The sequence below is a fragment of the Lysinibacillus sp. YS11 genome, from assembly GCF_002896375.1.
In the GTDB taxonomy this organism is placed as follows: Bacteria; Bacillota; Bacilli; order Bacillales_A; family Planococcaceae; genus Lysinibacillus; species Lysinibacillus capsici.
Genome location: NZ_CP026007.1, coordinates 4,470,727 through 4,494,208, shown reverse-complemented (window position 1 = coordinate 4,494,208; position 23,482 = coordinate 4,470,727). Strand labels below are relative to the sequence as shown.

21 protein-coding genes and 1 pseudogene are annotated in these 23,482 nt (G+C 36.7%); 17 read left to right on the top strand and 5 right to left on the bottom strand.

What is annotated here, in order from left to right; all coding sequences use genetic code 11:
- The first annotated feature begins 145 nt into the window (after nucleotides 1–145).
- A complete protein-coding gene (locus LBYS11_RS22575; RefSeq protein WP_048395473.1) occupies nucleotides 146–526 on the top strand; it encodes a VOC family protein in 381 nt (126 codons plus the stop codon).
- A gap of 86 nt (nucleotides 527–612) precedes the next feature.
- Here LBYS11_RS22575 and LBYS11_RS22570 read toward each other — a convergent pair whose 3' ends face one another.
- The gene (locus LBYS11_RS22570; RefSeq protein ID WP_233732245.1) at nucleotides 613–1,239 is read right to left on the bottom strand and encodes a hypothetical protein; all 627 of its coding nucleotides are present in this window, start codon (nucleotides 1,237–1,239) and stop codon (nucleotides 613–615) included.
- Nucleotides 1,240–1,640: 401 nt separating this feature from the next.
- Here LBYS11_RS22570 and LBYS11_RS22565 point away from each other — a divergent pair, with 401 nt between their 5' ends.
- The 5 genes from LBYS11_RS22565 (at nucleotide 1,641) to LBYS11_RS22545 (ending at nucleotide 5,980) form a co-directional block, all read left to right on the top strand.
- On the top strand, nucleotides 1,641–2,840 hold the full coding sequence (locus LBYS11_RS22565) for an acyl-CoA dehydrogenase family protein (RefSeq protein ID WP_103119014.1): 1,200 nt from the start codon (nucleotides 1,641–1,643) through the stop codon (nucleotides 2,838–2,840).
- Nucleotides 2,841–2,843: 3 nt separating this feature from the next.
- On the top strand, nucleotides 2,844–3,707 hold the full coding sequence (locus tag LBYS11_RS22560; RefSeq protein ID WP_048395478.1) for a transporter substrate-binding domain-containing protein: 864 nt from the start codon (nucleotides 2,844–2,846) through the stop codon (nucleotides 3,705–3,707).
- An 82-nt stretch (nucleotides 3,708–3,789) separates the two neighbouring features.
- Nucleotides 3,790–4,497 carry an amino acid ABC transporter permease gene (locus LBYS11_RS22555; protein WP_048395479.1) on the top strand — a complete coding sequence of 236 codons (708 nt, stop codon included), beginning with the start codon at nucleotides 3,790–3,792 and terminating at the stop codon, nucleotides 4,495–4,497.
- Nucleotides 4,498–4,509: 12 nt separating this feature from the next.
- On the top strand, nucleotides 4,510–5,211 hold the full coding sequence (locus tag LBYS11_RS22550; protein WP_004233514.1) for an amino acid ABC transporter permease: 702 nt from the start codon (nucleotides 4,510–4,512) through the stop codon (nucleotides 5,209–5,211).
- Between the two features lie 13 nt (nucleotides 5,212–5,224).
- On the top strand, nucleotides 5,225–5,980 hold the full coding sequence (locus tag LBYS11_RS22545) for an amino acid ABC transporter ATP-binding protein (RefSeq protein ID WP_048395482.1): 756 nt from the start codon (nucleotides 5,225–5,227) through the stop codon (nucleotides 5,978–5,980).
- A gap of 51 nt (nucleotides 5,981–6,031) precedes the next feature.
- On the opposite strand, the gene helD is transcribed toward LBYS11_RS22545, so the two are convergent.
- On the bottom strand, nucleotides 6,032–8,335 hold the full coding sequence (helD, locus tag LBYS11_RS22540; RefSeq protein ID WP_103119013.1) for an RNA polymerase recycling motor HelD: 2,304 nt from the start codon (nucleotides 8,333–8,335) through the stop codon (nucleotides 6,032–6,034).
- 437 nt (nucleotides 8,336–8,772) lie between these two features.
- Here helD and LBYS11_RS22535 point away from each other — a divergent pair, with 437 nt between their 5' ends.
- Nucleotides 8,773–9,729: an AAA family ATPase gene (locus LBYS11_RS22535; protein ID WP_103119012.1), complete on the top strand. Its 957-nt coding sequence runs from the start codon at nucleotides 8,773–8,775 to the stop codon at nucleotides 9,727–9,729.
- Nucleotides 9,730–9,753: 24 nt separating this feature from the next.
- Nucleotides 9,754–10,392 (top strand): RNA ligase family protein, encoded by a 639-nt coding sequence (locus LBYS11_RS22530; protein WP_048395489.1) that lies wholly within the window; start codon nucleotides 9,754–9,756, stop codon nucleotides 10,390–10,392.
- Between the two features lie 185 nt (nucleotides 10,393–10,577).
- Here LBYS11_RS22530 and LBYS11_RS22525 read toward each other — a convergent pair whose 3' ends face one another.
- Nucleotides 10,578–11,768 carry a coenzyme F420-0:L-glutamate ligase gene (locus tag LBYS11_RS22525; RefSeq protein ID WP_054548521.1) on the bottom strand — a complete coding sequence of 397 codons (1,191 nt, stop codon included), beginning with the start codon at nucleotides 11,766–11,768 and terminating at the stop codon, nucleotides 10,578–10,580.
- A gap of 122 nt (nucleotides 11,769–11,890) precedes the next feature.
- Here LBYS11_RS22525 and LBYS11_RS22520 point away from each other — a divergent pair, with 122 nt between their 5' ends.
- Nucleotides 11,891–12,808, top strand: coding sequence for a LysR family transcriptional regulator (locus LBYS11_RS22520; RefSeq protein WP_066038322.1), 918 nt, complete (start codon nucleotides 11,891–11,893; stop codon nucleotides 12,806–12,808).
- On the opposite strand, the gene LBYS11_RS22515 is transcribed toward LBYS11_RS22520, so the two are convergent.
- Nucleotides 12,777–13,706: a LysR family transcriptional regulator gene (locus LBYS11_RS22515; RefSeq protein ID WP_103119011.1), complete on the bottom strand. Its 930-nt coding sequence runs from the start codon at nucleotides 13,704–13,706 to the stop codon at nucleotides 12,777–12,779. The genes LBYS11_RS22520 and LBYS11_RS22515 overlap by 32 nt on opposite strands.
- A 113-nt stretch (nucleotides 13,707–13,819) precedes the next feature.
- Here LBYS11_RS22515 and LBYS11_RS22510 point away from each other — a divergent pair, with 113 nt between their 5' ends.
- On the top strand, nucleotides 13,820–14,839 hold the full coding sequence (locus LBYS11_RS22510) for a YeiH family protein (protein WP_054548943.1): 1,020 nt from the start codon (nucleotides 13,820–13,822) through the stop codon (nucleotides 14,837–14,839).
- Between the two features lie 112 nt (nucleotides 14,840–14,951).
- Here LBYS11_RS22510 and LBYS11_RS22505 read toward each other — a convergent pair whose 3' ends face one another.
- On the bottom strand, nucleotides 14,952–15,284 hold the full coding sequence (locus LBYS11_RS22505) for a heme oxygenase (RefSeq protein WP_048395499.1): 333 nt from the start codon (nucleotides 15,282–15,284) through the stop codon (nucleotides 14,952–14,954).
- 219 nt (nucleotides 15,285–15,503) lie between these two features.
- On the opposite strand from LBYS11_RS22505, the gene LBYS11_RS22500 reads away from it, so the two are divergent.
- The 7 genes and pseudogenes from LBYS11_RS22500 (at nucleotide 15,504) to LBYS11_RS22470 (ending at nucleotide 23,343) form a co-directional block, all read left to right on the top strand.
- Nucleotides 15,504–16,190: a response regulator transcription factor gene (locus tag LBYS11_RS22500; RefSeq protein ID WP_103119010.1), complete on the top strand. Its 687-nt coding sequence runs from the start codon at nucleotides 15,504–15,506 to the stop codon at nucleotides 16,188–16,190.
- Nucleotides 16,174–17,589, top strand: coding sequence for a sensor histidine kinase (locus LBYS11_RS22495; protein ID WP_103119009.1), 1,416 nt, complete (start codon nucleotides 16,174–16,176; stop codon nucleotides 17,587–17,589). Before LBYS11_RS22500 ends, LBYS11_RS22495 begins: the two co-directional genes overlap by 17 nt.
- Before the next feature lie 209 nt (nucleotides 17,590–17,798).
- A pseudogene (locus LBYS11_RS22490) lies at nucleotides 17,799–18,499 on the top strand (polyphosphate polymerase domain-containing protein).
- 19 nt (nucleotides 18,500–18,518) lie between these two features.
- Nucleotides 18,519–19,202 (top strand): DUF4956 domain-containing protein, encoded by a 684-nt coding sequence (locus LBYS11_RS22485; protein WP_103119008.1) that lies wholly within the window; start codon nucleotides 18,519–18,521, stop codon nucleotides 19,200–19,202.
- 42 nt (nucleotides 19,203–19,244) lie between these two features.
- Nucleotides 19,245–21,029, top strand: coding sequence for a CotH kinase family protein (locus tag LBYS11_RS22480; RefSeq protein WP_103119007.1), 1,785 nt, complete (start codon nucleotides 19,245–19,247; stop codon nucleotides 21,027–21,029).
- 87 nt (nucleotides 21,030–21,116) lie between these two features.
- Complete coding sequence (locus tag LBYS11_RS22475) at nucleotides 21,117–21,719, top strand: hypothetical protein (RefSeq protein WP_054548946.1); 603 nt, start codon at nucleotides 21,117–21,119, stop codon at nucleotides 21,717–21,719.
- Between the two features lie 403 nt (nucleotides 21,720–22,122).
- Nucleotides 22,123–23,343 (top strand): ABC transporter substrate-binding protein, encoded by a 1,221-nt coding sequence (locus tag LBYS11_RS22470; protein ID WP_016992165.1) that lies wholly within the window; start codon nucleotides 22,123–22,125, stop codon nucleotides 23,341–23,343.
- The last annotated feature ends 139 nt before the right edge of the window (nucleotides 23,344–23,482 follow it).

The following is a 23,482-nucleotide window of genomic DNA, read 5'->3' as shown; positions in this document are numbered from 1 at the left end:
AAAGTTAAGTACTTTGAATTAATTATTTCTTAGTAATGTATATCATTATCAATTGTTTGAAATTTCCCTAAATTGATGGCGTTAGAAGCTATATAAAGCTGCTTTTTGATGTATACTAATGCTCAAAAGAGGAGGGAATGAAGTCATGATTCATCAAATAGGACAAGTAATGTTATATGTTAATGATCAAGATGCAATTGTTAAGTTTTGGACAGAAAAAGTGGGGTTTGTGGTCATTTCTGAACAGGAAGAGGCAGGCATGCGCTGGATTGAAATTGCACCAACTAAGGAAGCTCAAACATCCTTTGTGCTTCATAACAAAGAAATTATTGCTAAAATGCAACCTGATCTAAATTTAGGAACACCTTCTATTATGTTTTACGCTGATAAAATTGAAGAGATGTACCAAGATTTTCAGGCAAAGGGCGTAAAAGTAGGAGATCTAGTCATGATGCCAATGGGTAGGGTTTTTAACTTTGCTGACCCTGAAAATAACTACTTTGCCTTGGTTGAAAAGAAAAAATAAATAACGGAATCTGCTTGTTTTTTGTTAGAGTTAAGTAAAAATGAGCAGATTCCTGTTTTAGATTATTTAATAGCTAGATTTGTCGTCTATGATAAATCCTCACCAAAAATACCAACCGTTTGCCGATCTATTACAAATTCATGGCCATTCCATTTTAAAATATTTTCTACATAGCCTAATCCATCAGCATGATATCTACCTGCAATTTCTTGATATCCTAAAATTTCATACGTTCCATCTCGGTCGTAATCAACAGGATATAGTCCTCCAAAAGGATCTACCCAGCCTTCAATCGGTTGCTTCAAGGTGCCATCTGGATTATAAATTTCAGCTAAGTAGTCGGTTCCTTTATACTGTAAATCAATTGTGTATTTAATAGCAGGATTAAAACTCTGAACAACAGCCTTATAATGATCTACATAATTGACCTTATATTTAAGTTTATTATTAAAAGACTCTGCATCAAAGATGGAACGAACTTGATTGTTGATGGAGGAAAAAATCTCACCATTTACAATTCCGCCGCTACCTCCTGTATCAGACACAACCAGAATATCCTCAATATGATTACCAGTAAAATCGCCCAAGAAAATGGTCGGATTATAGCCCATATTTTGTTTCAATGGAATTTGCTCCATTTGTCTTGTTTGACCATAAAAAATAGACAGTGTTAGATTTCTCCAGAAAGGACTATCAGGCTGTTTAGTGCCCATTAAAAAATGGTTTCAAAAAAACCATCCCCGTTAATATCTCCAAACTTAGTTTGAATAACTTGTGGAGCCGAATGGGTTATGATTCCACCGTTTAGTGGCGAATTTAAATTATTGGTCATATATGCACCTCTTTCATTAGTCTTAGCATATGTTGTAAGAAAAGCTTGGTGCATAAATCAAAGGTAAAAGTTGAAACTTTGTAATACATATTAAACTTACAAAAAAACTTGAATTTCACCCATTGACATTTTCTAATGCGAAAAGTATTATAAGTGTCAACGAATCAGAAAATTCAGTACCAAATAGTATCTCACTACATTCATGTAGCAAGAGATTTTTTTTCATTATCAATCCTTAGTAAATTTATACGATTTATATATATTGGGAAGAAGGAGATTCATTTGAAGAATTTATTTGTAAAGACAGAGCGACAACGATATTGGCTAGATCAACTAGCTGCTATAGCTGAGCCAATCAAGGCAGAGGCTGTTGAGGTAGATGAGCAATCTCGTTTTCCGTTCGAAGCTCATCGATTACTTTTACAAATTGGCTATCCTCAACTTACTTTACCGAAACAATATGGCGGAGAAGGGTTATCTGTTTATGATATGGTGCTTGTACAAGAGACGCTAGCAAGCTATGACGAAAATGCCTCTCTTTCCCTTGGATGGACATTAGGTGTTGTTGGGGAAATTTATGAAACTAAACTATGGACTGATGATCTATTAATAGCTTTTTCTGAAGAAATAAAGAGAGGGGCCATGATTAATAGAGCTGTTAGTGAGGCTGCAACAGGTAGCCCAACGCGAGGAGGGCGGCCAGGGACAAATGCCATTTCTACTAAAGGTGGCTGGCTAATAAATGGGCGCAAGATTTTTACGACTGCATCTCCAGTGCTCGATTATTTCCTTACCTCTGCTTGGATTGAAGAAAAGCAGCAAGTTGGCTTCTTCCTCATTCATAAGGATGCAGCAGGTCTATCCATTGAGGAGAATTGGGAGATGTCTGCAATGCGAGGCACAAGCAGCCACGACCTTGTGTTAAAGGATGTGCTTGTTGCAACAGAGTATTTAGTAGAGTTACCAAGTCATCCGAGTGGTGGCAAAATAAATGGCTGGATACTCCATATCCCAGCAACTTACTTAGGTATTGCACAAGCAGCCCGTGATTATGCTATTCATTTTGCTAATCACCATCAACCGAATAGCCTGAATGCGCCAATTAGTACGTTGCCAAACGTACAACAGCTTTTAGGGGATATTGAATTAAAGCTCCATCAAGCACGTTTTGTCTTATACGGAGTGGCTGAGGCTTACGATGATCCTGCTAGACGTGGACTAATAACAAATGAAATGGCTGTTGCTAAACACACAGTAACAAACATGGCAATAGATATAGTCGATAAAGCGATGCGTGTAGTAGGGGCGAAAAGCTTACAACTATCCAATCCATTACAGCGTTATTACCGCAATGTTCGTGCAGGGCTTCATAATCCACCGATGGATGATATGACGATAATTAAATTAGCGACTGCCGCTATTGAACAGCAGAAATTATATGAAAATCAATCATTAAATCATGTGAACAATAAGGAGAAATGACATATGAAGAAGAATAAGATTTTTCAATTTGCTGCAATTGGTTTGGCCTCTATAGCATTATTAGCAGGTTGTAATTCAGGAGAGTCTGCAGATAAAGATTCTGGTGATGGTGAAAAGGTACGTACAGTAAAAGTAGCCTACGATCAAGCGTCAAAGCCTATTAGTTACATTGACGATAATGGAAATCCAACTGGTTATGATGTAGAAGTAATGAAATTAGTAGATGAATTGCTACCTGACTATCAATTTGAGTATGTAGGTACAACAAGTGATGATTTATTAATTGGTGTGGAGCAAGGGAAATATCAAGTAGGGGTTAAAAACGCATTCTTTACTCAGGAACGAACAGAGAAATTTATTTTCCCGAAGGAATTCTTAGGTTTAAGTAGCGCAGGTTTAGTTTTGCGTAAAGAGGATGAAGGCGTGAAAACATTAGCAGATTTTGCGAAAAAGGGCTATTCTTTAGCACCAATTGCTGCAAATAATGCTCAATATACAATTATCGATGAGTATAATACGGCAAATCCAGATAATAAAGTAAAACTTGAGGCCGGTGACGCCTTTACTGTCGATGTAGTGCAGTGGGTAAATGAGGGCCGTGTTGATGGTGGTGTCATGATTGAAGGCCCATTTAAACAACAAGTACTTGCAGAAGATGGACCATATTATAACCTAAAAGATGACGTTGTCTATAACGAATTTGCTGTTATAAAAACATGGCCACTGTTCAATAAAAAAGAGCAGGAATTTGCTGACGCTTATGATAAAGCAATAGCACAGGTTAAAGAACAAAAGAAAACAAATGAATTAAGTACAAAATTCTATGGCCGTGATTTATTTGAAGTACTGGAAAACGTAAATCGTTAGTTTAAAACGGAACGAATAGTAAGGCTGTTGAGTCAGTAATGCTCAGCAGTCTTTATTCATAAAAACAAAAGTTGGTGAGGAAATGGATAAATATTTTGACGCAACCTACATTTGGAACGCAATCCCAGTGTTATTGCCATTTTTAAAAATCACGTTCTTAGTTGCAGGGTCCTCCATTATCTTAGGTACCCTATTCGGCTTATTGCTGGCGGCTGCTAAGCTATCTTCAGTCAAGTGGCTAACTAAATTCGCCAATCTGTATACAACGATTATGCGTTGTACACCCTCCATTGTTTTGTTATTTCTTGTCTACTATGGTGTCCCAGCATTAGCGGAAAATGTTGGTCTTAATCTCCATTCAATTGAAACGGCCATATTTGTTGTCGTAACATTCACCTTACAATTCACGGCAATAATGTCTGAGGTGATACGGTCTGCCTACTTAGCCATTCCAAAAGGGCAGTTTGAAGCAGCCGTTAGTGTCGGGTTAACACCATTCCAAGCCTACCGTCGAATTATTTTTCCGCAGGCGCTGGTCGTCGCTTTACCGAACTTTGGCAATGGCATGATTGCTCTATTACAGGAAGGTGCACTCGCTTATACAATTGGTCTAATTGATATTGTAGGTAAGGCAAATCTAATTATTGCAAGTAACATCAATGCTCATGCCTTAGAAATTTATATTGCATTGGCTATTATCTATTGGGTGTTATCTATTATTATAGAGAAAATATTTACTATATTAGAAAAGGTATTTGGCAAGGGTAAGAAGACCCTAGAAACAACTTAAGGAGGCGTGAGGGTGAATTATCAATTTTTACTTGAAACATTTTTCGTAGCTTTGTCTGGTGTTCCTATAGCGCTCCTAGTCACAGTTGTTGCTTTGGTGATAGCTTTGCCACTAGGTTTTTTGTTAGCACTAACTAGGATCAATAAAATTCCAGTTATTCATCACCTCGCGAAGATTTATGTTTCTTTTGTTCGAGGAACGCCGATTATTATACAAATTTTTATTATCTATAGCAGTATACCTTTAATGTTAAAAATTATTTTTGAAAAATATCATATTGCGTATGATATTTATAAAATCAATCCAATTTGGTATGCGTTTATTGTATTTGCATTCAGCTCAACAGCCATTTTGATTGAGGTCTTTCGATCGGCGTTAAGTACCATTGAAAAGGGGCAACTAGAGGCTGCACACTCAGTAGGTTTGTCAACATTCCAAGCATATACTCGCATCATCATTCCACAGGCATTAGTAGTGGCATTGCCGAATATTTGCACAGCTACAGTTAATCTTATTAAAGCTACATCGCTAGGCTACGCAATGTCGCTTCCTGAAATTACACTGAAGGCAAAAGTAGCGGCAAACGTTGGCTACAATTATGTAGAGGCCTATTTGGATATCTTTATTGTGTACTTAATTTTATGTAGTACGGTTGAATACTTGTTTAAGCGTTATGAGAAATATTTAAGCAAATACAAAATGGCAAATGTCTAAGGGGTGAATTAGCATGTTAGAAATTAAAAATATTCATAAATCATTTGGTGGCAATGAAATCTTAAAGGGTGTTGATTTAGCCATTGATAAAGGGGACGTTGTTGTTATTTTAGGTCCCAGTGGTTCAGGAAAAACAACATTATTGCGTTGTATCAATTTTTTAGAGAAGGCTGATCAAGGCCATGCGACATTTGGAGATATTCAGGTTGATTTTCAACATGTAAAGAAAAAAGACGTGCATGCAATTCGCCAGCGTGTCGCATTTGTCTTTCAAAACTATAATCTATTCACTAATAAAACAGCATTAGAAAATGTAACGGAAGGATTAATCATTGGACGTAAAATTCCTAAAGCACAGGCTGTGGAAATTGGTAAAAAGGCACTTGATAAAGTAGGTTTATCAGACAAATATGATGCCTATCCAAGTCAGTTGTCAGGAGGTCAACAGCAACGTGTTGGTATTGCACGAGCAGTAGCTTTGAATCCTGATATTATTTTATTTGATGAACCAACGTCCGCACTTGACCCTGAGTTGGTAGGTGAGGTTCTACAGGTCATGAAAAATATTGCAGCGGAGGGTACAACAATGCTTGTAGTAACACACGAAATGGGCTTTGCCAAAGATGTTGCCAATCGCGTAATTTTCATGGATGGAGGAGTGGTTGTAGAGGAAGGTAGCCCTCATGATATTTTCGTCAGCCCAAAAGAGGAGCGAACGAAGAAATTTTTAAAACGTGTTATACCAGAAGACTATACGTTCTATATATAAAACAGCAAGAGAACAGGAGAATCTGTTATTTACAGATTCTCCTGTTACCTATTATTGAAGGAAATACGTTAATTTGTTGATGGAGTAAATGTGAAGCTCATGCATAGCCCTCGTACACGCCGTATAGAAATAGTACCGCTCGCTTTCTCTTGAGTAATTAGCGGCAGATGCATTATAGATGATTACCGCATCAAATTCGATCCCTTTCGCCATGTAAGCTGGAAGTAATAAAATACCCTTCTTAAACTGCTTTGAATTATGGTTGATTAATTGAATATCTACTCGATTGTTTAATTGCTTATAAACGGCAGAGCATTCGGCTGCGGTTTTACAGATGACAGCAATTGTTTCAAATTTAATAGATAAATGGTCGATATTTTGAATAATTTGATCCATTAATTCCAATTCATTTGGCACAATAGTAATCGATGGTTCAGGGCCATTTCGGTTAAATGCTTCTACTTCACTACCATCATTCAATATTTTGGCAGTGAGTTGTATGATTTGCTTTGTCGAACGATAGCTTTTGGTTAATATCATTTTTTCTGCCTGCTCACCATATAATTGAGTGTCGAGTAGAGAAGGATTATTAAAGGTATGTGGATGAATCGTTTGGTGGCCATCACCTAAAATGGTCATACGTGCTTTTGGGAATAACTGCTGTAATACAGTAAGTTGAAATGGCGAATAATCCTGTGCTTCATCTATTAACACATGACGGATCATCCTATTGGTCTGTTGTCCTTCAATTTTGTCCTGTAAATATAAAAATGGTGCAGTATCCTCATAGGCAATCAAACGCTTTGCTAAATTAGGGAGTGTTTGTAGACAAATGTCCTCCCAATTGTCTGGCATAAGGTGTTGTAAATCCCTGTTAATAGAACTATTCAAATCAAAGAGCTGTCGATATGTACCCAACATATGGACAAACTTCAACTTGTTAACAGAGTTACGTAATGGTTTAAAGTGTTTTTTGACAATTTGTCTCGCTAATTTATAGCGTTCTTGATCAAAATCGTCAAATGAGTTTTCAGTATAGCGACCCTCATATAAAAGTTCACTATAAGATTTGGAGTAATCTTCTTTATCTAATAGCTCAGTAGCTTCTTCTACCCATTCCTTTGTACGCTCAGCCTTTTCCAATTTCGTTAGTTGCTGCAATAACCATTCTTTTACTAATTGTAGGCGATCTGGTATCGACATAGTAGAAGGGAAAGAATAGAAGTATTCGGTAATTTCCTGTGCAGTAATAATCCGTTCTCCACGAAAAACGATATTTTTAAATAACAAGCCTTTATCGGATAAATAACTCGCATATTGATCGATTAAATGTTTATAAGCGAGACTCGCTTTAAAAGAAATGATGCTTAATTTTGTTTGATACTGAGCATCATCCTTTTCTGTTAAAAGTTCTTCAAGCTGCTCATAAGGATACTCTAATTGAAACTGTTTACCTAATCGTTTTTCAGCATATTCTATAAACGTTAACTGCTGCATATTGTCTTCCCCTAAATCAGGTAAGACAGAATGAACATATTGATTAAAAAGTTGGTTAGGTGTAATTAGCAGAATTTGATCGGCAGTCATTTCATCACGATAACGATAAAGTAGGTAAGCTACCCGCTGTAAGGCTACAGCTGTTTTGCCACTACCTGCCACGCCTTCAACAATAAGATAGCGTGAATTTACATGGCGAATAATTTTATTTTGCTCTGCTTGGATTGTCGCAACAATACTACGAATATGCTCATTTGCATTTTGCGCAAGGATATCGAGCAGTAGGTCATCACCAATTGTAAGGCCCGTATTAAACATGGATTGTAGTTGACCATTTTTAATAATAAATTGCCGTTTTAACAGCATTTCTCCATGAATTTCTTCATCTAATGTTTCGTAGGATGCATCACCAGGTGTGTAGTCATAATACATACTCGATATAGGCGCTCGCCAATCAAAAATGATGATATTTTCATCCTCTTCATCCAATAATGTGGCTACACCAATATAAATTTTTAAAGGGTCTTGTTGACCATCTTGTACAAAGTCAATACGAGCAAAATAGGGTGACTGTTGTAAACGTTCATATACCTTTACATTACGAATTGCACGTTCCTGTGCTAGCTCTGAGTCAGATAAAAGCTCTGCCTGCTGCTTAATTGCAAAAAAGGTTTCGTCTACATCCTCAGCGGTATCTAGATTGACTCTCACATCGTTCCAAAAGGATTTCTTTAAGGCAACAGCATTTTCTTTGAAGCCTTTTTCTTTATGCTCTAACTCTTTTATTTTATGAACAATAATGTTTAAAGAATCCTCAAGGTGATGCTTTTCTTCTAGCCATTCTTTTTGATTTTCCAACGTTTACTCACATTCCTCTCCATAGTTATTTGCTTCCTTTGACAGTACCCTTCACCTCAATAGATGGTGAGAAGAGGGTAATTGTGATGCTTTTTTAACTGTTTGTCCAACCACAAATTTGAATATAGTGAAAGTATCCAAATGCAGATGATATGGGGGGATTGAAGCAGGAAATTTATCATACATCTACTTCGGAAAGAAGTATAGTCTAGAAATTATTGTAAATTTATGATACAATAAATGTGTAAGGTAATAAGATATTGATAAACAGAGACAGCTCTACAAAAAGGTGAAGCCGTCTTTTTTATATGTAATATTGCTTCATATTATGACTGATTATCATAAATTATTATTAAAAATAATGGATGAAATGCTATTGAGACACTAAAGAATGTGGCATGGCATACGATAAAGAAACTTGAAGGGAGGTGAAAAAAATGAAGGTAATCTTTACAGTGGGGTTGCCTGGTAGTGGGAAAAGTACATTTGTGAAACAGTTAGCTAAAAATGAAAATGCAATTGTCCTATCAAGCGACGCTATACGTCAGGAGTTATTTGGGGATTCAACGAAGCAAAAATCACGTATAGTCTTTCGTACATTATATGAACGTCTTAATGACTTAGTGGCAAAAGGGTTTTCTGTCATTGTGGATGCAACCAATATTGAACGAGAGCGCAGGATGTTTGCACTTCGTAAAATACCAAATAATGTGCAGAAGGTATGTTATTACTTTGATACACCTTATTCAATCTGTGTAGCTAGAAACCAGCAAAGGAAAAGACATGTACCATTAATCGTGATGGAAAAAATGAGAAAGCATTTAGAGTTCCCGACAGTAGGAGAAGGGTTTAATGAATTGCATATTATTCATGAATCAAGTCCCTATGATCTTTCTCGACAACAATTTGTTTCACTCATACAAGGCCACCCCACCTATGAAGAGCTTTTTCAAACACTTCAAGCAGTCCCACTTTTCAAAGAAATTTATCAATTCGATCAAGAAAACCCATTCCATCAATTTTTACTATGTCAGCATACGTATTTTGTGTACGCGTATATCAATGAGTACTACTTAGAAAGCGATAAACTAGCTCTACAAATAGCTGCATTGTTTCATGATGTCGGTAAACCAGCTTGTAAAAAATATAAACCTTTGCAACAGCGTTATGGTTATTTTGGGCATGAAAATGTCTCGGCTCAACTGGTTTGCCATTTTCTATTAGAGTTGGGCTTTGAAAAGGAATTTGTATTAAAGGTTGTTCATTTAGTGCAATTTCATATGTTAATCCAGTATGGGGGAGATAGAGGTGGAAGCCAAATTTATCATTTATTAGATGGTGATTTATTAACAAGGCTTTATTTTTTCCGTGAGGCAGATCAATTTGCCAAGTAAACTTTAGGAAAGGAAGGTGAAAATATGACGAAATTAATGAAGTACCCAAGAAGTTTTCATTTACCATGGAGCAGGGGTTATACCGATGATGATAAAGTTGCTAGAAATGTGAATCATTTTATTGGAAAGGAGGTTGTTGTCACTGAAAAGTTAGATGGAGAAGGTACAACGCTTTACAGAGACTATATGCATGCTAGAAGTATTCATTCAGCCAACCATCCTTCTAGACATTGGGTAAAAACATTTCACGCGAATTTTGCGTATCGGATTCCAAAGGACTGGCGCTTATGTGGTGAAAATGTTTATGCCAAGCATTCTATTTATTATCAAGGATTAACAAGCTATTTCTATTTGTTTAGCATTTGGAATGAAGAAAATATTTGTTTGAGCTGGGATGAAACCGTGGCCTTTGCAGCAGAGTTAGGGATAGAAACAGTGCCCGTTTTATACCGAGGGATTTTTGACGAAGAACAGATAAAACGTACATTCACTGGAAAATCATTCTTTGAAGGGGAACAAGAGGGGTATGTCATTAGAAATACTAGCTCATTCCATTACGAAGATTTCCGCTATAATTTAGGGAAATTTGTGAGACCGCAACATGTTCAAACAAGTGAGCATTGGCTACAAGAAGAAATTATTCCAAATAAATTAAAATCCTAACCAATTAAGAAGAGAAGGGACTGAGTACAATGTAATACTATAGCAAGCATTCAATAATCATCTATTACGAGGTAGGTGCAAGGAGTGCATATCCCTTTCCAATGGGAGTACGGGTTCGATTCCTGTTATCCTCGCCATAAAAAAATGAACTCTCTTCATTAGGACGAGAGTTCATTTTTGTTTGTTTATTTAGTGTAATTATCGAAGTAGCCTTGAATGTAAATCATTGGTGTTCCTTTGTCACCCGAACCAGATGTAAGGTCAGATAGGGAACCGATAAGGTCTGTTAAACGACGCGGTGTTGTTCCTTGTGCAGCCATTTGACCTGTTAAATCTTCATCTTTATTTTGGATGTATTCAGAAATAGCAGCCTTTAGTTCTTCGCCTCGAAGGTCTGCAAAATCATTGTCCGCTAAATATTTTAATTTAACCTCGTTCGGTGTTCCATGTAATCCAGCGGTGAATGCTGGGGATACAACAGGATCTGCAAGCTCCCAAATTTTACCCACAGGATCTTTGAATGCGCCGTCACCATAAATCATAACTTCTACTGTTTTTCCTGTAGCTTCTTTAATTTTTGCTTGGATCCCATCAACAATCGGTTGGCAAGTATGTGGGAATAATTTAACACTATCCTCTGTAGCTTTGTTCGAGCCAAGTAGACCATACTCAGCATTGAAACCAGAGCCATTAATTGATTCAGCTAAAATATTATCAAGGCTGTAAACTTTTTCTGCACCGTTCGCTGTTAGAATACGTTTTGTGCGGAAGCGTGAATGAATATCACATGTTAAGATACTCTTTGTGTAATTTAAAATTGTTTTTGGATTATTTGAGAAGATGACCTCACACGTAGCCCCTTCTGCTTCGATTAACTCTTTATAGTATTCAATATAATCTACACCAGTAAATGTGTGTTTTTTATAGCCAAAATGCTCGCGGAATTCAACCTCATTGAGTGTATCCGTCCATGGGTTAATACCTTTTACATCGAGCTCATCAATATCTACAAGGTGATTACCCACTTCATCAGATGGGTAGCTTAGCATTAATACTACCTTTTTTACACCTTTAGCGATGCCTCGTAAACAATTGGCGAAGCGGTTTCGACTTAAAATGGGGAAAATAACGCCTACCGTATCATCACCAAACTTAGCCGCTACATCTATGGCAATATCATCAATCGTAGCATAGTTTCCTTGTGCACGTGCCACGACAGATTCAGTTACTGTCACAATATCACGATCCTCTATTGTATATCCTTCAATATGTGCAGCATTTAACACTGTATCTACAACAATTTGTTCAATATTATCGCCTTCATTAATAATAGGACCACGAAGACCTCTTACAACTGTACCGATTACACGTTCCAATTTAATCTCTCCTCATTCTATCTAGCGTAAAGTGATATAAAAACCATATGATTTTACTATAAGGCTCGTTAATGATATAAGTAAAATTAATAGTTCATATAATAGCTATAAGAGGTGCTTATATGATAGGGAAATTAGATTTATATCGTGTTTTTAGTGTTGTAGCAAAAAATAATAGCTTTTCTAGTGCGGCAAAAGATTTATATATGACACAGCCAGCTGTAAGTCAGGCAATGATGCAATTAGAAAATGAGCTTGGCACACGTCTTTTTAATCGAACTCCTAAAGGTGTGACATTAACAACAGAGGGTAGCCTACTTTTTGAATATACTAATTCTGCTTTAGGGCTTTTAGATGCTGGTGAAGAAAAGTTACTTGAATTCAAAAATTTAACAACAGGGCAATTAAAAATAGGTGTAGGTGATACGATCTCACGCTTCTTTTTAATGCCTTATTTAGAAGCATTCCATACAATGTATCCGAATATTAAATTGCAAATGCTAAATGGCACAACCTCTGAAATTTGTAATTTTATTAAATCGGGTGAAGTAGATATAGGGTTTTGTAATTTTCCAATTGAAGATTCAACATTACAGTTAACGGTATGTACAGATATTCAGGATATTTTTGTCTGTGGGGAAAAATATAAAACACTTTCATCTAAAAGTTTAAACTATGAGGACCTTTTAAAATTTCCACTTATCTTTCTAGAGAAAAAATCGAATTCAAGGAAGTATGTGGAAGATTATCTTTTTGCAAGAGGCGTTCACATAGAGCCAGAGTTTGAGCTAGGCTCACATGATTTAGTACTCGAATTTGCGCGTAGTAACCTTGGCATTGCATGTGTAACAAAGGAATTTTCAAAGGACTATCTTCAACGTGGACTTCTTTATGAATTAACTTTAAGGGAAAGTATTCCTACGAGAAGTATTGGTATGTGTTATTTGAAGTCAGTACCTCTTTCTAGAGCAGCAATGAAATTTGTTGAAATCATTGAAAGTAAACATTTTAATACGAGAAGAACCATAAAAAGAGCTTAGCGACGAGAAAAGAATCGCTATGCTTTTTTATTAAGATATCAATCAGTATGTCGACATTGCGCTTATTTTTCATGGTAGGTGAGCAAAGATAAGAAAATGTTCGCATAAAGTGCTGTCCTTCAAGGCGCAGAATAGTCATATCTCCATTTTTTAATTCACGTTCTATCACACAGGCAGACAATAAAGAAAGACCAAGTCCCTGCATTACACTCTCCTTCACGCCCTGATTACTGCTAATAGTCAAAAGCGAATGAATCTGTAAACCATTTGCTCTGAATAAATGATCCAGATAATAACGTGTTCCAGAGCCTTCTTCACGCGCAACCCAGCTTTGCTGCTGGAGTTTATCAGCAGTCAGAGGTTGTTGCTTTGTAAGAGGATGTTTACTGTCGCTAACAATAAATAACTCATCTTGCATAAATGGCTTAATGACTAGTTCATTATCATGAGCCTGTCCTTCAATTAGACCTATATCGACTTGCAGTAATTTTGTATATTGAATGATTTCTTTTGTATTGCCAATAATAATTTGAAGTTCAAGTTGTGGGAATTGTTGCTGTAAGCTTGCAATAATTGGAGGTAATATATATTCGCCAATTGTAAAGCTTGCCCCAATGACTAGCGTACCTTGTACCTCTTGATGATAGGCAGCGATATCTTCTTTTGCAGCTTCAGCTATCGCCATGATTTGCTTTGCTCGTTTATAAAGAATTTCACCAGTTGGTGTAATTTGCACCGATTTTGGGGAGCGAATAAATAAGGTTGTTTGTAATTCTTGCTCTAGATTCTTAATGTGTAAGCTAACACTTGGTTGTGAAATATGAAGTATTTCAGAGGTCTTTGTAAAATTATTGACCTCAACCAGTGTGATAAATGTTTTTAAAGCATCCAATTGCATATCTTCACCCCTATTATTAGAAATATTAATAATAATAATTATATATATGTATTTTACTAATAGTGCACTCTTTATTAAAGTAATAATCAACAAGGGAGAAAGAAGTGAACATCATGGTTAATAGACAGCATAAATTAAAATCTACTCTTAATCCAAATTTCTTGAAGGGGATATTGTTAACGCTTCTTATTGCTTTAGTAGCGAAATATATTGCCACATTTCCTTTCCTTTCAATATTGGGACAGTTGGTTATTGCCATTATATTAGGGATGACCTGGCGAGCAACATTTAAAGTACAAGATTCTTGGCAAGTAGGTATTTCATTTTCCAGCAAGAAGCTATTACGCTTTGGTATTATTTTATTGGGTATGCGCTTAAATTTGGCAGATATTTATCATGCGGGTGCTAACGTTTTTTTAATTGCAGTCATTAATCTGCTATTTGCCTTAATTGTTGTGTACGGCCTAACAAAAATATTTAAAGTCGATCAAAAGCTAGGGATATTAACGGCTTGCGGGACTGCCATTTGCGGAGCTGCTGCAGTAGTGGCAATTGCACCTCAAATTAAAGCAAATGAAAAGGAAACGGCGGTAGGGGCAGCGATTGTTGCGTTATTGGGGACTATTTTCACACTTATTTATACGGTACTTTATTCCATCATCGATTTAACACCTACTGCGTATGGGATTTTCGCAGGGGGGACATTACATGAAATTGCGCATGTAATTGCAGCTGCATCTGCTGGTGGAAATGAAGCAATTGATATAGCCGTCATCGTGAAATTAACACGAGTGGCCCTACTCGTACCTGTAGCAATTGTTATTGGTATTTTCTATCGAAGAATGGACAAAAGTGAAGAGAAAAAAGCCTTTTCTTTATCCATCATACCGTGGTTTATTTTAGGATTTTTAGCGATGAGTGCTATCAACTCTTTAGGGATTATACCGGCGAATGTATCGCAAGCATTAGTTGATACTGCTTATATCTTAATTGCGATGGCAATGGCTGGTCTAGGGCTAAATGTTGAAATGAAAACATTTAAGGAGCTAGGTGTAAAGGCATTTATTGCAGGTTTAATTGGCTCGGTCTGTCTATCCGTGCTGGGCTATATACTAGTCATTCTTTTATATTGATTTAATCAATGTTTCTTATACCAAGAAAAAAGACCCTGCATGATCGTTCAACCATGCAGGGCTTTTTAGATAGAATCAGAAGATAATGTATAAGTAATTTAATCGTCGTTTATTAATTTAAGGCTTCAATAGAAGAAGCTAATTCCGCCACCACTATTTTGCTGCCGATAATTGGACTGTCAGCCTTTTCTCCCTCAGAGCCCGAATTTGGGCGTTGATGGGCTGCAGCAAATGCATCGCTATTACGCCATGCTTGGAAATGCTCCTTAGATTCCCAATACATATTAACACTCATTTCATCATAAGTAGGATCATCAGTTGAAATTAATACCTCTACTTTATGAAAGCCTTCAAACTGTTGCAGAGGACCTGGCTTTGTAAAATTTGGTGCCATTCTTGCAGCAAAACCGGGTTTTACTTGAATACGATTAGTTACAATAATCATGCTTTTACCCCCCTTAATTTCATTTACTAGGTTTTTGAATGAATTATCATTGATTATCATTCGCACTCAATGATAAGTGGCTGAGGAAGACATTGTCAATAGATGTCCTCTATATAATCTGTGCTAGTAGTTTATGGGTAATGGATAGGCTGACATTTAACTGACATAATCCAGTGCTATAATGAATATAAGAGTGAACTAGTAGCGAGGTGATTGACTTTGGCAAACATTCTAGTAATAGAGGACGAATATCCAATAAGCCAGGTTTTAAAGGTGTATTTACAAAAAGTGGGTTATAGTGTGACACAATGTTTCAATGGTGGTCAAGCCTTGGTCATGTTTCGTGAAACACAGCCAGATCTAGTGTTGCTAGATATTATGTTACCAGAAAAAAATGGTTGGTCCATTTTAAAAGAAATAAGAGAACGAAGTACTTGCCCAGTTATCATGTTAACAGCATTAGGTGAGGTTAATTACCGTCTAGAGGGGTTTGATCATGGGGCAGATGATTATATTGCCAAGCCTTTTATCGCAGATGAAGTTGTTGCAAGAGTGAGGGCTGTTTTAAGACGTGCTGTAGGTAGTTCTGATTCAGCTACTAGTAAGCAGTATGGGTCTCTAGTGATTGATTGTAAAGCGCATAAAGTGCTTTTGGGTGGAGAAGAGATTGTATTAACGCCAAGAGATTTATCAGTGCTCATGTTTTTAGCTGACCACCCTAATCAAACATTTACCCGGGATCAGCTTATAGATCAAGTTTGGGGATGGGAGTATGAGGGTAGTGATCGTGCTGTAGATTTAGCTATAAAGAGGCTTAGGAAGGCTTTAAAAGAATGGGATGAAGCGGAAGGAGAAATAAAGACACTACGTGGATTGGGGTATCAGCTAAGTGTTCAAAAAAAATAAGCGAATATCCTTACTTCAATATTGGACGAGCCGATATTTACTGACACTTTTTATAGGCTTAGCTATTATATCTTTAATCTCAGCAGCGTGGATTCGACATACAACATTTGAAAATCGATTAGAATTAATGGAGTTTTTAGCAGACGAAACGGTCTATCGTTTAACGGATACAACAAATCCTAATAATGGACCTATAAATGGTATTCCAGGTTTCATAGGGGATCGTCAGCGTTTTAATATGAAAGAGATCGATCCGATTTTGTATGTTGTAGATACAGAGGGAAATATACTGACTAGCAACCGTCCTGTACCACCTGGTAGTGCTAAAAATGTAGCTGGCTTGTTAGATGGAAAAGAAGGTACTAAGGAAATAAAGGATGGACTTGAACCTGAATATGTAGTGAAAAGAAAGATAGAAAATAATCATGAGTTATTGGGCTGGGCCCTGGTGATGGAGAAGAAGGATAATTTAACAAGAGTTAACCAAGCATATGGACAGCTTGCCATATTAATTGGAGCATTAGCATTATTAGGCTGGATCGCTATTTACTTTCTGTCAAAGCGTTTGGCCCATCCCATTAAACAAGTAGCAGAGGCTGCCAAGCATGTACAGGAAGGCAATTATGCAATTGATTTGCCTCAATATAGTAAGGAAAAGGAAATCTATGAGCTTGTTTCCTCCTTTAAAAATATGGCAAATAAATTAGAACAGCTGGAGAAAACTCGAACGGAATTACTAGCAGGTGTCACCCATGAATTGAAAACACCTGTCACTTCTATAAGTGGTTTATTACAGGCTGTAAGAGATGGTGTTGTAACGGGACAGGATGCTATGGAATTCATTGAAATGGCTATGGTCGAAACGACAAAAATGAAAACAATGGTCGGTGACTTACTTGCCTTTAACCATTTTGCTGTCGATGCTATTCCTGTGCAGATAGAGTCAGTAGATGTTAATCAGCTACTGCGAGAGGCGGTGGCACAGTGGGAAGTCATGCAGGAAGATGAACATGTAAAAGTTAATTTACATTTGTTAGAAAAACCTGTGCTTGTACAGATAGATATTGTTCGTATCCAACAGATCATTACAAACCTATTAACCAATGCTAAACAGGCGATGGACAAAGGAACAATAACCTTGAGGTTGATAGATCATGGCGAGGCTCTGTCAGTGATGGTGAAGGACACAGGACATGGAATCCCTCTAGAGGATCAGTCATTTATTTTTGAGCGCTTTTATAGAGGGGAAAATAAAAAATATACTGTTCGCGGCTTGGGTTTAGGATTACCACTTAGTAAAATGATGGCCCAATCTGTTGGGGGCGATTTGCGATTAATTGAAAGCAATCCCTCTGGAACACATTTTGAATTAGTATTGCAAAAGGCTACTACGCTATAAGAGCGTAGTAGCCTTCTTAGTGTTGGTTTAATCCGTCTCCCAGAAATCTGCTTTGTTTTGTAAAAGAGAGTTGAAGAATTTGTAAAGCTGACATCTGCCTGACACAAAAGCCCTTTATAGTAAACGATGTAGACGGGAAATGAACAAAGGGACGAGCAGCATTAAAGGTTAGTCAGTCTGACACTAATACAAGTAGGGAGAGTGATGAAATGCCAATAGTTACTTCATTTAATCCAAATGGTCGCCAAGAAATAAAGCAAGCGATCTCCTATCCAGATTATGCATTATTAAAAGCCAAGCTTCAGCATGTTATGCAGCGTGATCATCATGCTGGCTTAGACGGTAAATATTTAATTCGTAGTACGTACTTCGATAATTTTGCCAATAAAGTGTTAAATGAGAAAAAGAAGGCTTTATTAATCGAGATAAATATCGAGTACGCATATACGGCAAGTCTAATAATGTTATTAATCTTGAGCGGAAGAGTAAGCGTAACAATGTGACCTTTAAAACAAAATGTTCAATATCTCAAGCTGAGTATGAAAAACTACGTATTGGCGAGATAGCCTGGATGAAGAATGATGACCGAGCGCTAATTCTAGATTTATATCATGAGATGAATTACAACCAGTTGCGACCTACTACGGTAGTGGATTACGAGAGAGAAGCCTATATCTATCCGTTTGGCAATGTGCGTGTGACATTTGATAGTAAGGTGCAATCGAGTCTACGCAACACGGATATGTTTAATCAAAACTTGCCTATGGTCGATGTGCTGGAGCCTAATCTTGTTATTTTAGAGGTAAAGTACGATGAATATCTACCAGACATCATCAAATATTTACTACAGTCAGTGGATACTCGTGCTGAGGCCTATTCAAAATATCAACTTAGTCGTATGTACGGCTAATAATAAAGGAGAATGAACAATGGATACAATTAAATTTAGTGATATTTTTAAATCCAACTTTTTAGAAAAAACAACCTCGTTTTCATTAATCGATTCAATTATTGGTTTAGTAGTAGCGTTTTTTATTGGGCTTTTCATTTATGCTGTTTATAAGAAGACCTTTAATGGAGTCATTTACTCACATTCATTCAATATCTCACTACTTATAATGACAATGGCAACAGCACTAGTGATTATGGGAATCAGTTCAAATGTTCTGCTGTCACTTGGTATGGTTGGTGCCTTATCTATTGTACGTTTCCGTACACCTATTAAGGATCCCATGGATTTAGTCTATATTTTCTGGGCAATTGTTTCAGGTATTTTATGTGGTGCTGGCTTTATTCCATTAGTGATTATTGGTGCTATTTTAATCGGACTTGTATTGCTAATATTCGTTAATAAAATAACGGTAGAAAATCCGTATTTACTAATTGTAAAGTTTGAAGAGGAATTGGCTAATGCTGAAATTGAGCGAATTATTGCTGCGCAAACAAAAAAATTCGCTCTCAAATCGAAATCCATTATGCAACAGAATGAAATCGAAACAACTTATGAAATTCGTGTAAAACAAAATGATGCAAAATTGATGGAAGAACTAACAAAGGTAGCTGGTGTAAAATCAGCCATTATGCTGAGCTATGATGGGAATTTCACAGCGTAATGACCTCATTAACAAATAGAACTACGATGAGAGGTGACGGCTATGATTAAAACACGAATTGTCTATCTATGCATGGTGATTTTACTCCTTCTCTTTGTCGTGATATATGCTGTACTTCCGAATGTAGGCATTGAAACGAAAAATTCTGAGTTCTCCTATGAGAATATAGTATTTAATAAAAATAAAGTAACAACAGTTGATATTGAAATTGCTGAGGAAGATTGGGCTGACATGCTCGAAAATGCTTCTGCTGAAGAATTAAAACAAGCAGATATTACAGTAAACGGCAAGAAAGTTGAGAATGTTGCTATTCGTACAAAGGGCAATCTATCATTACGATCGGTTGTCAATAGTGACTCAGATCGCTATAGCTTAAAAATCGATTTTGATTATTATGATGATACACAAAGCTTGTATGGCTTAAAAAAATTTAATTTAAACAATAATTATAGTGACTCTACATTAATGAGAGAGTATATCTCCTATGAACTGATGGAGCAAATGGGTTTACCAACACCAGCACACTCCTATATGTATGTCACAGTGAATGGTGAGGAGCGTGGTTTGTTCTTAGGGGTAGAAGCTGTGGATGAGACATTCCTGGCTAATAATTACGGCTCTAATGATGGTTTTTTATTTAAGCCAGATGGGACAGGCAGCGATTTAAAATATATAAGCGACGATATCGAAGACTATACAGGTATCGGATTAAAAACAAATGAAGGTAATATTAATCAATCCAAATTAGTTGAAATGCTAGACGCAATTAATAATGGTGGAGACATAGAAAAGTATATCGATGTGGATGAAATGTTACGTTATTTTGCCGTCAACACAGCACTTGTGAATTTAGATAGTTATCAAGGGAATATGAAACATAACTATTATTTATATGAACAGAACGGTGTGTTTTCTATTATTCCTTGGGATTACAACATGTCCTTTGGTGGCTTTGGGGCTGGAGGCGGTAGAATAGCAGGAGGAAACGGTGAAAATCAAGCTGACGTTACTACTAATATGGAAAAACCAGTGGCACAAAACAATGGACAACCCGATCAAACTGGCGATGGGGGTATGCAGCAACAACGAGGTGGCGGCGTTGACATGGGAATGGGCATGTCGGGCAATCTAATAAATGATAGTGCTATTAATTTTAGTGTGACAACACCTGTTTCTGGCACAACATTAGAGGAGCGGCCACTCTTGAAGGCATTGCTTTCGAATGATGAATATCGTGACAAATATGAAGGTTATTTAGAAGAACTAGCGACAACTTATTTAACAGAAGAGTATGTGCAATCCATTACTAAAAAATTAGCTGTGCTATTAACTACTTATGTGGAGGCGGATCCAACCAAATTCTCTACTACGGAGCAGTTTTTAGAAGCAGTTGAAGGTGAAAATAGCTTGCCGGAATTTGCCAAACAGCGCTCAGAATCTATATTAAAGCAACTGTCTGGGGAGCTTGTTGTGGAAGCATCTACGTCTTCTCAGGGCAATATGGGTATGCCAATACCAAGTGAAAATGGTGAAATGGATTGGATGCCAGATGATTTTGATCCAAGTCAGCTACCAGAGGACTTTGATCCATCAAAGAGCCCACCTTTTAATAGAGAGGGCGAGGGTCCGAGAAATGGACAAAATGGAGAACAAATGCAACCTCCTGATGGAAATGGAGCCCCAATGGGAATGCCTGGTGCGAATAGTGAAGCTGCGAATCACGAGCCTGTTATTGATAAAAATACAATGTTTACAGCCATTACATGCCTAGTGCTACTCCTTCTTGCACTTCTCTTTGTTGTTAAATTTAAACGTAGAGGTCGTTAGAAAATAACCATATCCAATATCTTTGGGTATGGTTTTTGCTTTTTATCGTGTTAAAATAAAGCATTCTTTTTTGAGGAGTCCTTTCATATGAATGAACAGCAATTTGATAAACATTTGCATATAAACACGGTGGGAGAGCAATATGGCTTTCCTAAGCTTGCACACTATCATCGTTATGAGCCAACACCCTACAGAGGATTGGAGCAATTATTCGCTGCGTATCAGATGCCTGACAATCCAGTATTTATTGATATGGGGTGCGGGAAAGGGCGAGTTCCTATTTATGTGCACCATAAGTTCCATATACCAACCATTGGGATAGAAATGGATGCAGGGTTTTATACGGAGGCTGAAGAAAATAAACGTAGTTATCTTCAAAAAATGAGAGCACATGCCCCTATTAAGTTTATTCATACAATAGCCGAATCATATGAAATAAAGTCACGTGATAATGTGTTTTTCTTTTTTAATCCTTTTTCAATCCATATTTTTCGCACAGTCATTCACAATATTTGGAAATCCTATGAGCAGCGAATGCGAGATATTCATATAATTTTATATTATCCGCCTTACGATTATTTACAATTTTTACATCATGGAACACCATTTGAGTTGCTTCATGAAGTGCATTTAGAAAATGAAACAAATATTAATGAGCGCCTTTGTGTCTTTGAATTAAAAAAAGCTTAGAGTATGGGGAAACCCACTCTAAGCTTTTTCCTATTAGCAGTACAGATATAAGCAATTAGTTATTCGTATTCTTTTGATTATTTTCAGGGAAATAATTGTAATAGAGGAAGAGGTTCTATAAATTAAGCAGACTTTATGTTAAAAAAACAATTTCATCTGATAGTTTTGTACTAGTCTATAGTTTGAATTAAAAGATAATTCATAAATAACTAATTATACTGAAAAATCACTCTAGACTAAATATAAAGAATGTTTTACAATGAAAAAGGCTTATATGAATAATATTTTCTTTTGTTTTTAGATAGTTATAAATAATTATTTTGGCTATTGAGTAAATGAATTTAATTGTTTATAATTATCAGAAATATCTAATATTTGAGAAATTTTCAGGGGGAATTTAATTATGAGAGAGAGCAAAAAGCTTAAGAAGTTCGGTTCACTTTTAGTAGCATCTTCATTACTTGCTGGTGTTCTTGCTGGTTGCGGTAACGGAGACGATTCAAGTTCTGGCGGAGGCTCATCATCAGGCGGAGGTTCATCTGATGGCGATACAATTAAAATCGGTGCCAACTTAGAGCTTTCAGGGAATGTAGCATCTTATGGTTCCTCTATTGGGCTAGGTGCAGAACTGGCTGTAAAAGAAATTAATGATGCTGGCGGTATTGATGGTAAGAAAATTGAACTGATTAAAGTAGATAATAAATCAGAGAACTCTGAAGCAACTTCAGCTGCTATTAAACTAGCAACGCAGGATAAAGTAGTAGCAATGCTAGCACCTGCAACTTCAGGTAATACAGTAGCTACTGTTCAAATTGCAAATGATAATAAAATTCCTATTGTTACAGGTTCTGGTACAGCACCAAATATCACAGTAAATGAGGATGGCAGTGTTAATGAATATGCTTTCCGTACATGCTTTATTGACCCATTCCAGGGGATTGTAGCAGCTAATTTTGCTTCAGGTGAGCTAGATGCGAAAAATGTAGCTATTTTTGCAGATAATGCATCAGACTATGCAAAAGGTTTAGCAAAATCCTTTAAAGAAACGATTACGAAGAGTGGCGGAAAAGTTGTAAAAGAAGAAGCTTATGTAGCGAAGGATACAGATTTCCGTACACAATTAACAAATATTAAAGCGGCAAATCCAGACTTTATCTTTATCCCTGGATATTATGAAGAAGTAGGTTTGATTGTTAAACAAGCACGCGAAATGGGCATTGATGTACCTCTGATGGGTGCTGATGGTTGGGATTCTCCAACTTTAATTGAATTAGCTGGCGCGGATGCATTGAATAACACATTCATCACAAACCACTATTCTGCTGAAGACCCAGATCAAAAAATTCAAGATTTCGTAAAGGCATTTAAAGCGGCAAATGGTGACAAAGCGCCTGACGCATTCAACGCACTTGGTTATGACACAATTTACTACATTGCTGATGCAATTAAACGTGCAGGCTCTACAGATGGGGAAGCAATTAAAAATGAATTAGCTGCAACAAAAGATCTTTCTTTAGTAACAGGTACTTTCTCAGTTGACGAAAATCATAACCCAATTAAAACAGCAACAGTTCTTGAATTTAAAGACGGTAAACAAGTGTTCAACTCTAAAGTTAATCCTTAATGTTTTGTAAGCAAGGGGGAGGCGGGTAAACACGCCTTCCTTTTTTGTGTGTTAGATAACTAGAATCGTAGAGCAAAACATAACTTTTAGTATCGATCTATGTACTTATTTTTCAATTTTCAGAAAATTTAAAGGAGTG

What these genes read in the sequence shown, in the direction of transcription:
- LBYS11_RS22575 (WP_048395473.1), top strand. Translation starts at nt 146, where the DNA reads ATGATTCATCAAATAGGACAAGTAATGTTATATGTTAATGATCAAGAT.
- LBYS11_RS22570 (WP_233732245.1), bottom strand. Translation starts at nt 1,239, where the DNA reads ATGGGCACTAAACAGCCTGATAGTCCTTTCTGGAGAAATCTAACACTG.
- LBYS11_RS22560 (WP_048395478.1), top strand. Translation starts at nt 2,844, where the DNA reads ATGAAGAAGAATAAGATTTTTCAATTTGCTGCAATTGGTTTGGCCTCT.
- LBYS11_RS22555 (WP_048395479.1), top strand. Translation starts at nt 3,790, where the DNA reads ATGGATAAATATTTTGACGCAACCTACATTTGGAACGCAATCCCAGTG.
- LBYS11_RS22545 (WP_048395482.1), top strand. Translation starts at nt 5,225, where the DNA reads ATGTTAGAAATTAAAAATATTCATAAATCATTTGGTGGCAATGAAATC.
- LBYS11_RS22535 (WP_103119012.1), top strand. Translation starts at nt 8,773, where the DNA reads ATGAAGGTAATCTTTACAGTGGGGTTGCCTGGTAGTGGGAAAAGTACA.
- LBYS11_RS22530 (WP_048395489.1), top strand. Translation starts at nt 9,754, where the DNA reads ATGACGAAATTAATGAAGTACCCAAGAAGTTTTCATTTACCATGGAGC.
- LBYS11_RS22520 (WP_066038322.1), top strand. Translation starts at nt 11,891, where the DNA reads ATGATAGGGAAATTAGATTTATATCGTGTTTTTAGTGTTGTAGCAAAA.
- LBYS11_RS22515 (WP_103119011.1), bottom strand. Translation starts at nt 13,706, where the DNA reads ATGCAATTGGATGCTTTAAAAACATTTATCACACTGGTTGAGGTCAAT.
- LBYS11_RS22510 (WP_054548943.1), top strand. Translation starts at nt 13,820, where the DNA reads ATGGTTAATAGACAGCATAAATTAAAATCTACTCTTAATCCAAATTTC.
- LBYS11_RS22505 (WP_048395499.1), bottom strand. Translation starts at nt 15,284, where the DNA reads ATGATTATTGTAACTAATCGTATTCAAGTAAAACCCGGTTTTGCTGCA.
- LBYS11_RS22485 (WP_103119008.1), top strand. Translation starts at nt 18,519, where the DNA reads ATGGATACAATTAAATTTAGTGATATTTTTAAATCCAACTTTTTAGAA.
- LBYS11_RS22480 (WP_103119007.1), top strand. Translation starts at nt 19,245, where the DNA reads ATGATTAAAACACGAATTGTCTATCTATGCATGGTGATTTTACTCCTT.
- LBYS11_RS22475 (WP_054548946.1), top strand. Translation starts at nt 21,117, where the DNA reads ATGAATGAACAGCAATTTGATAAACATTTGCATATAAACACGGTGGGA.
- LBYS11_RS22470 (WP_016992165.1), top strand. Translation starts at nt 22,123, where the DNA reads ATGAGAGAGAGCAAAAAGCTTAAGAAGTTCGGTTCACTTTTAGTAGCA.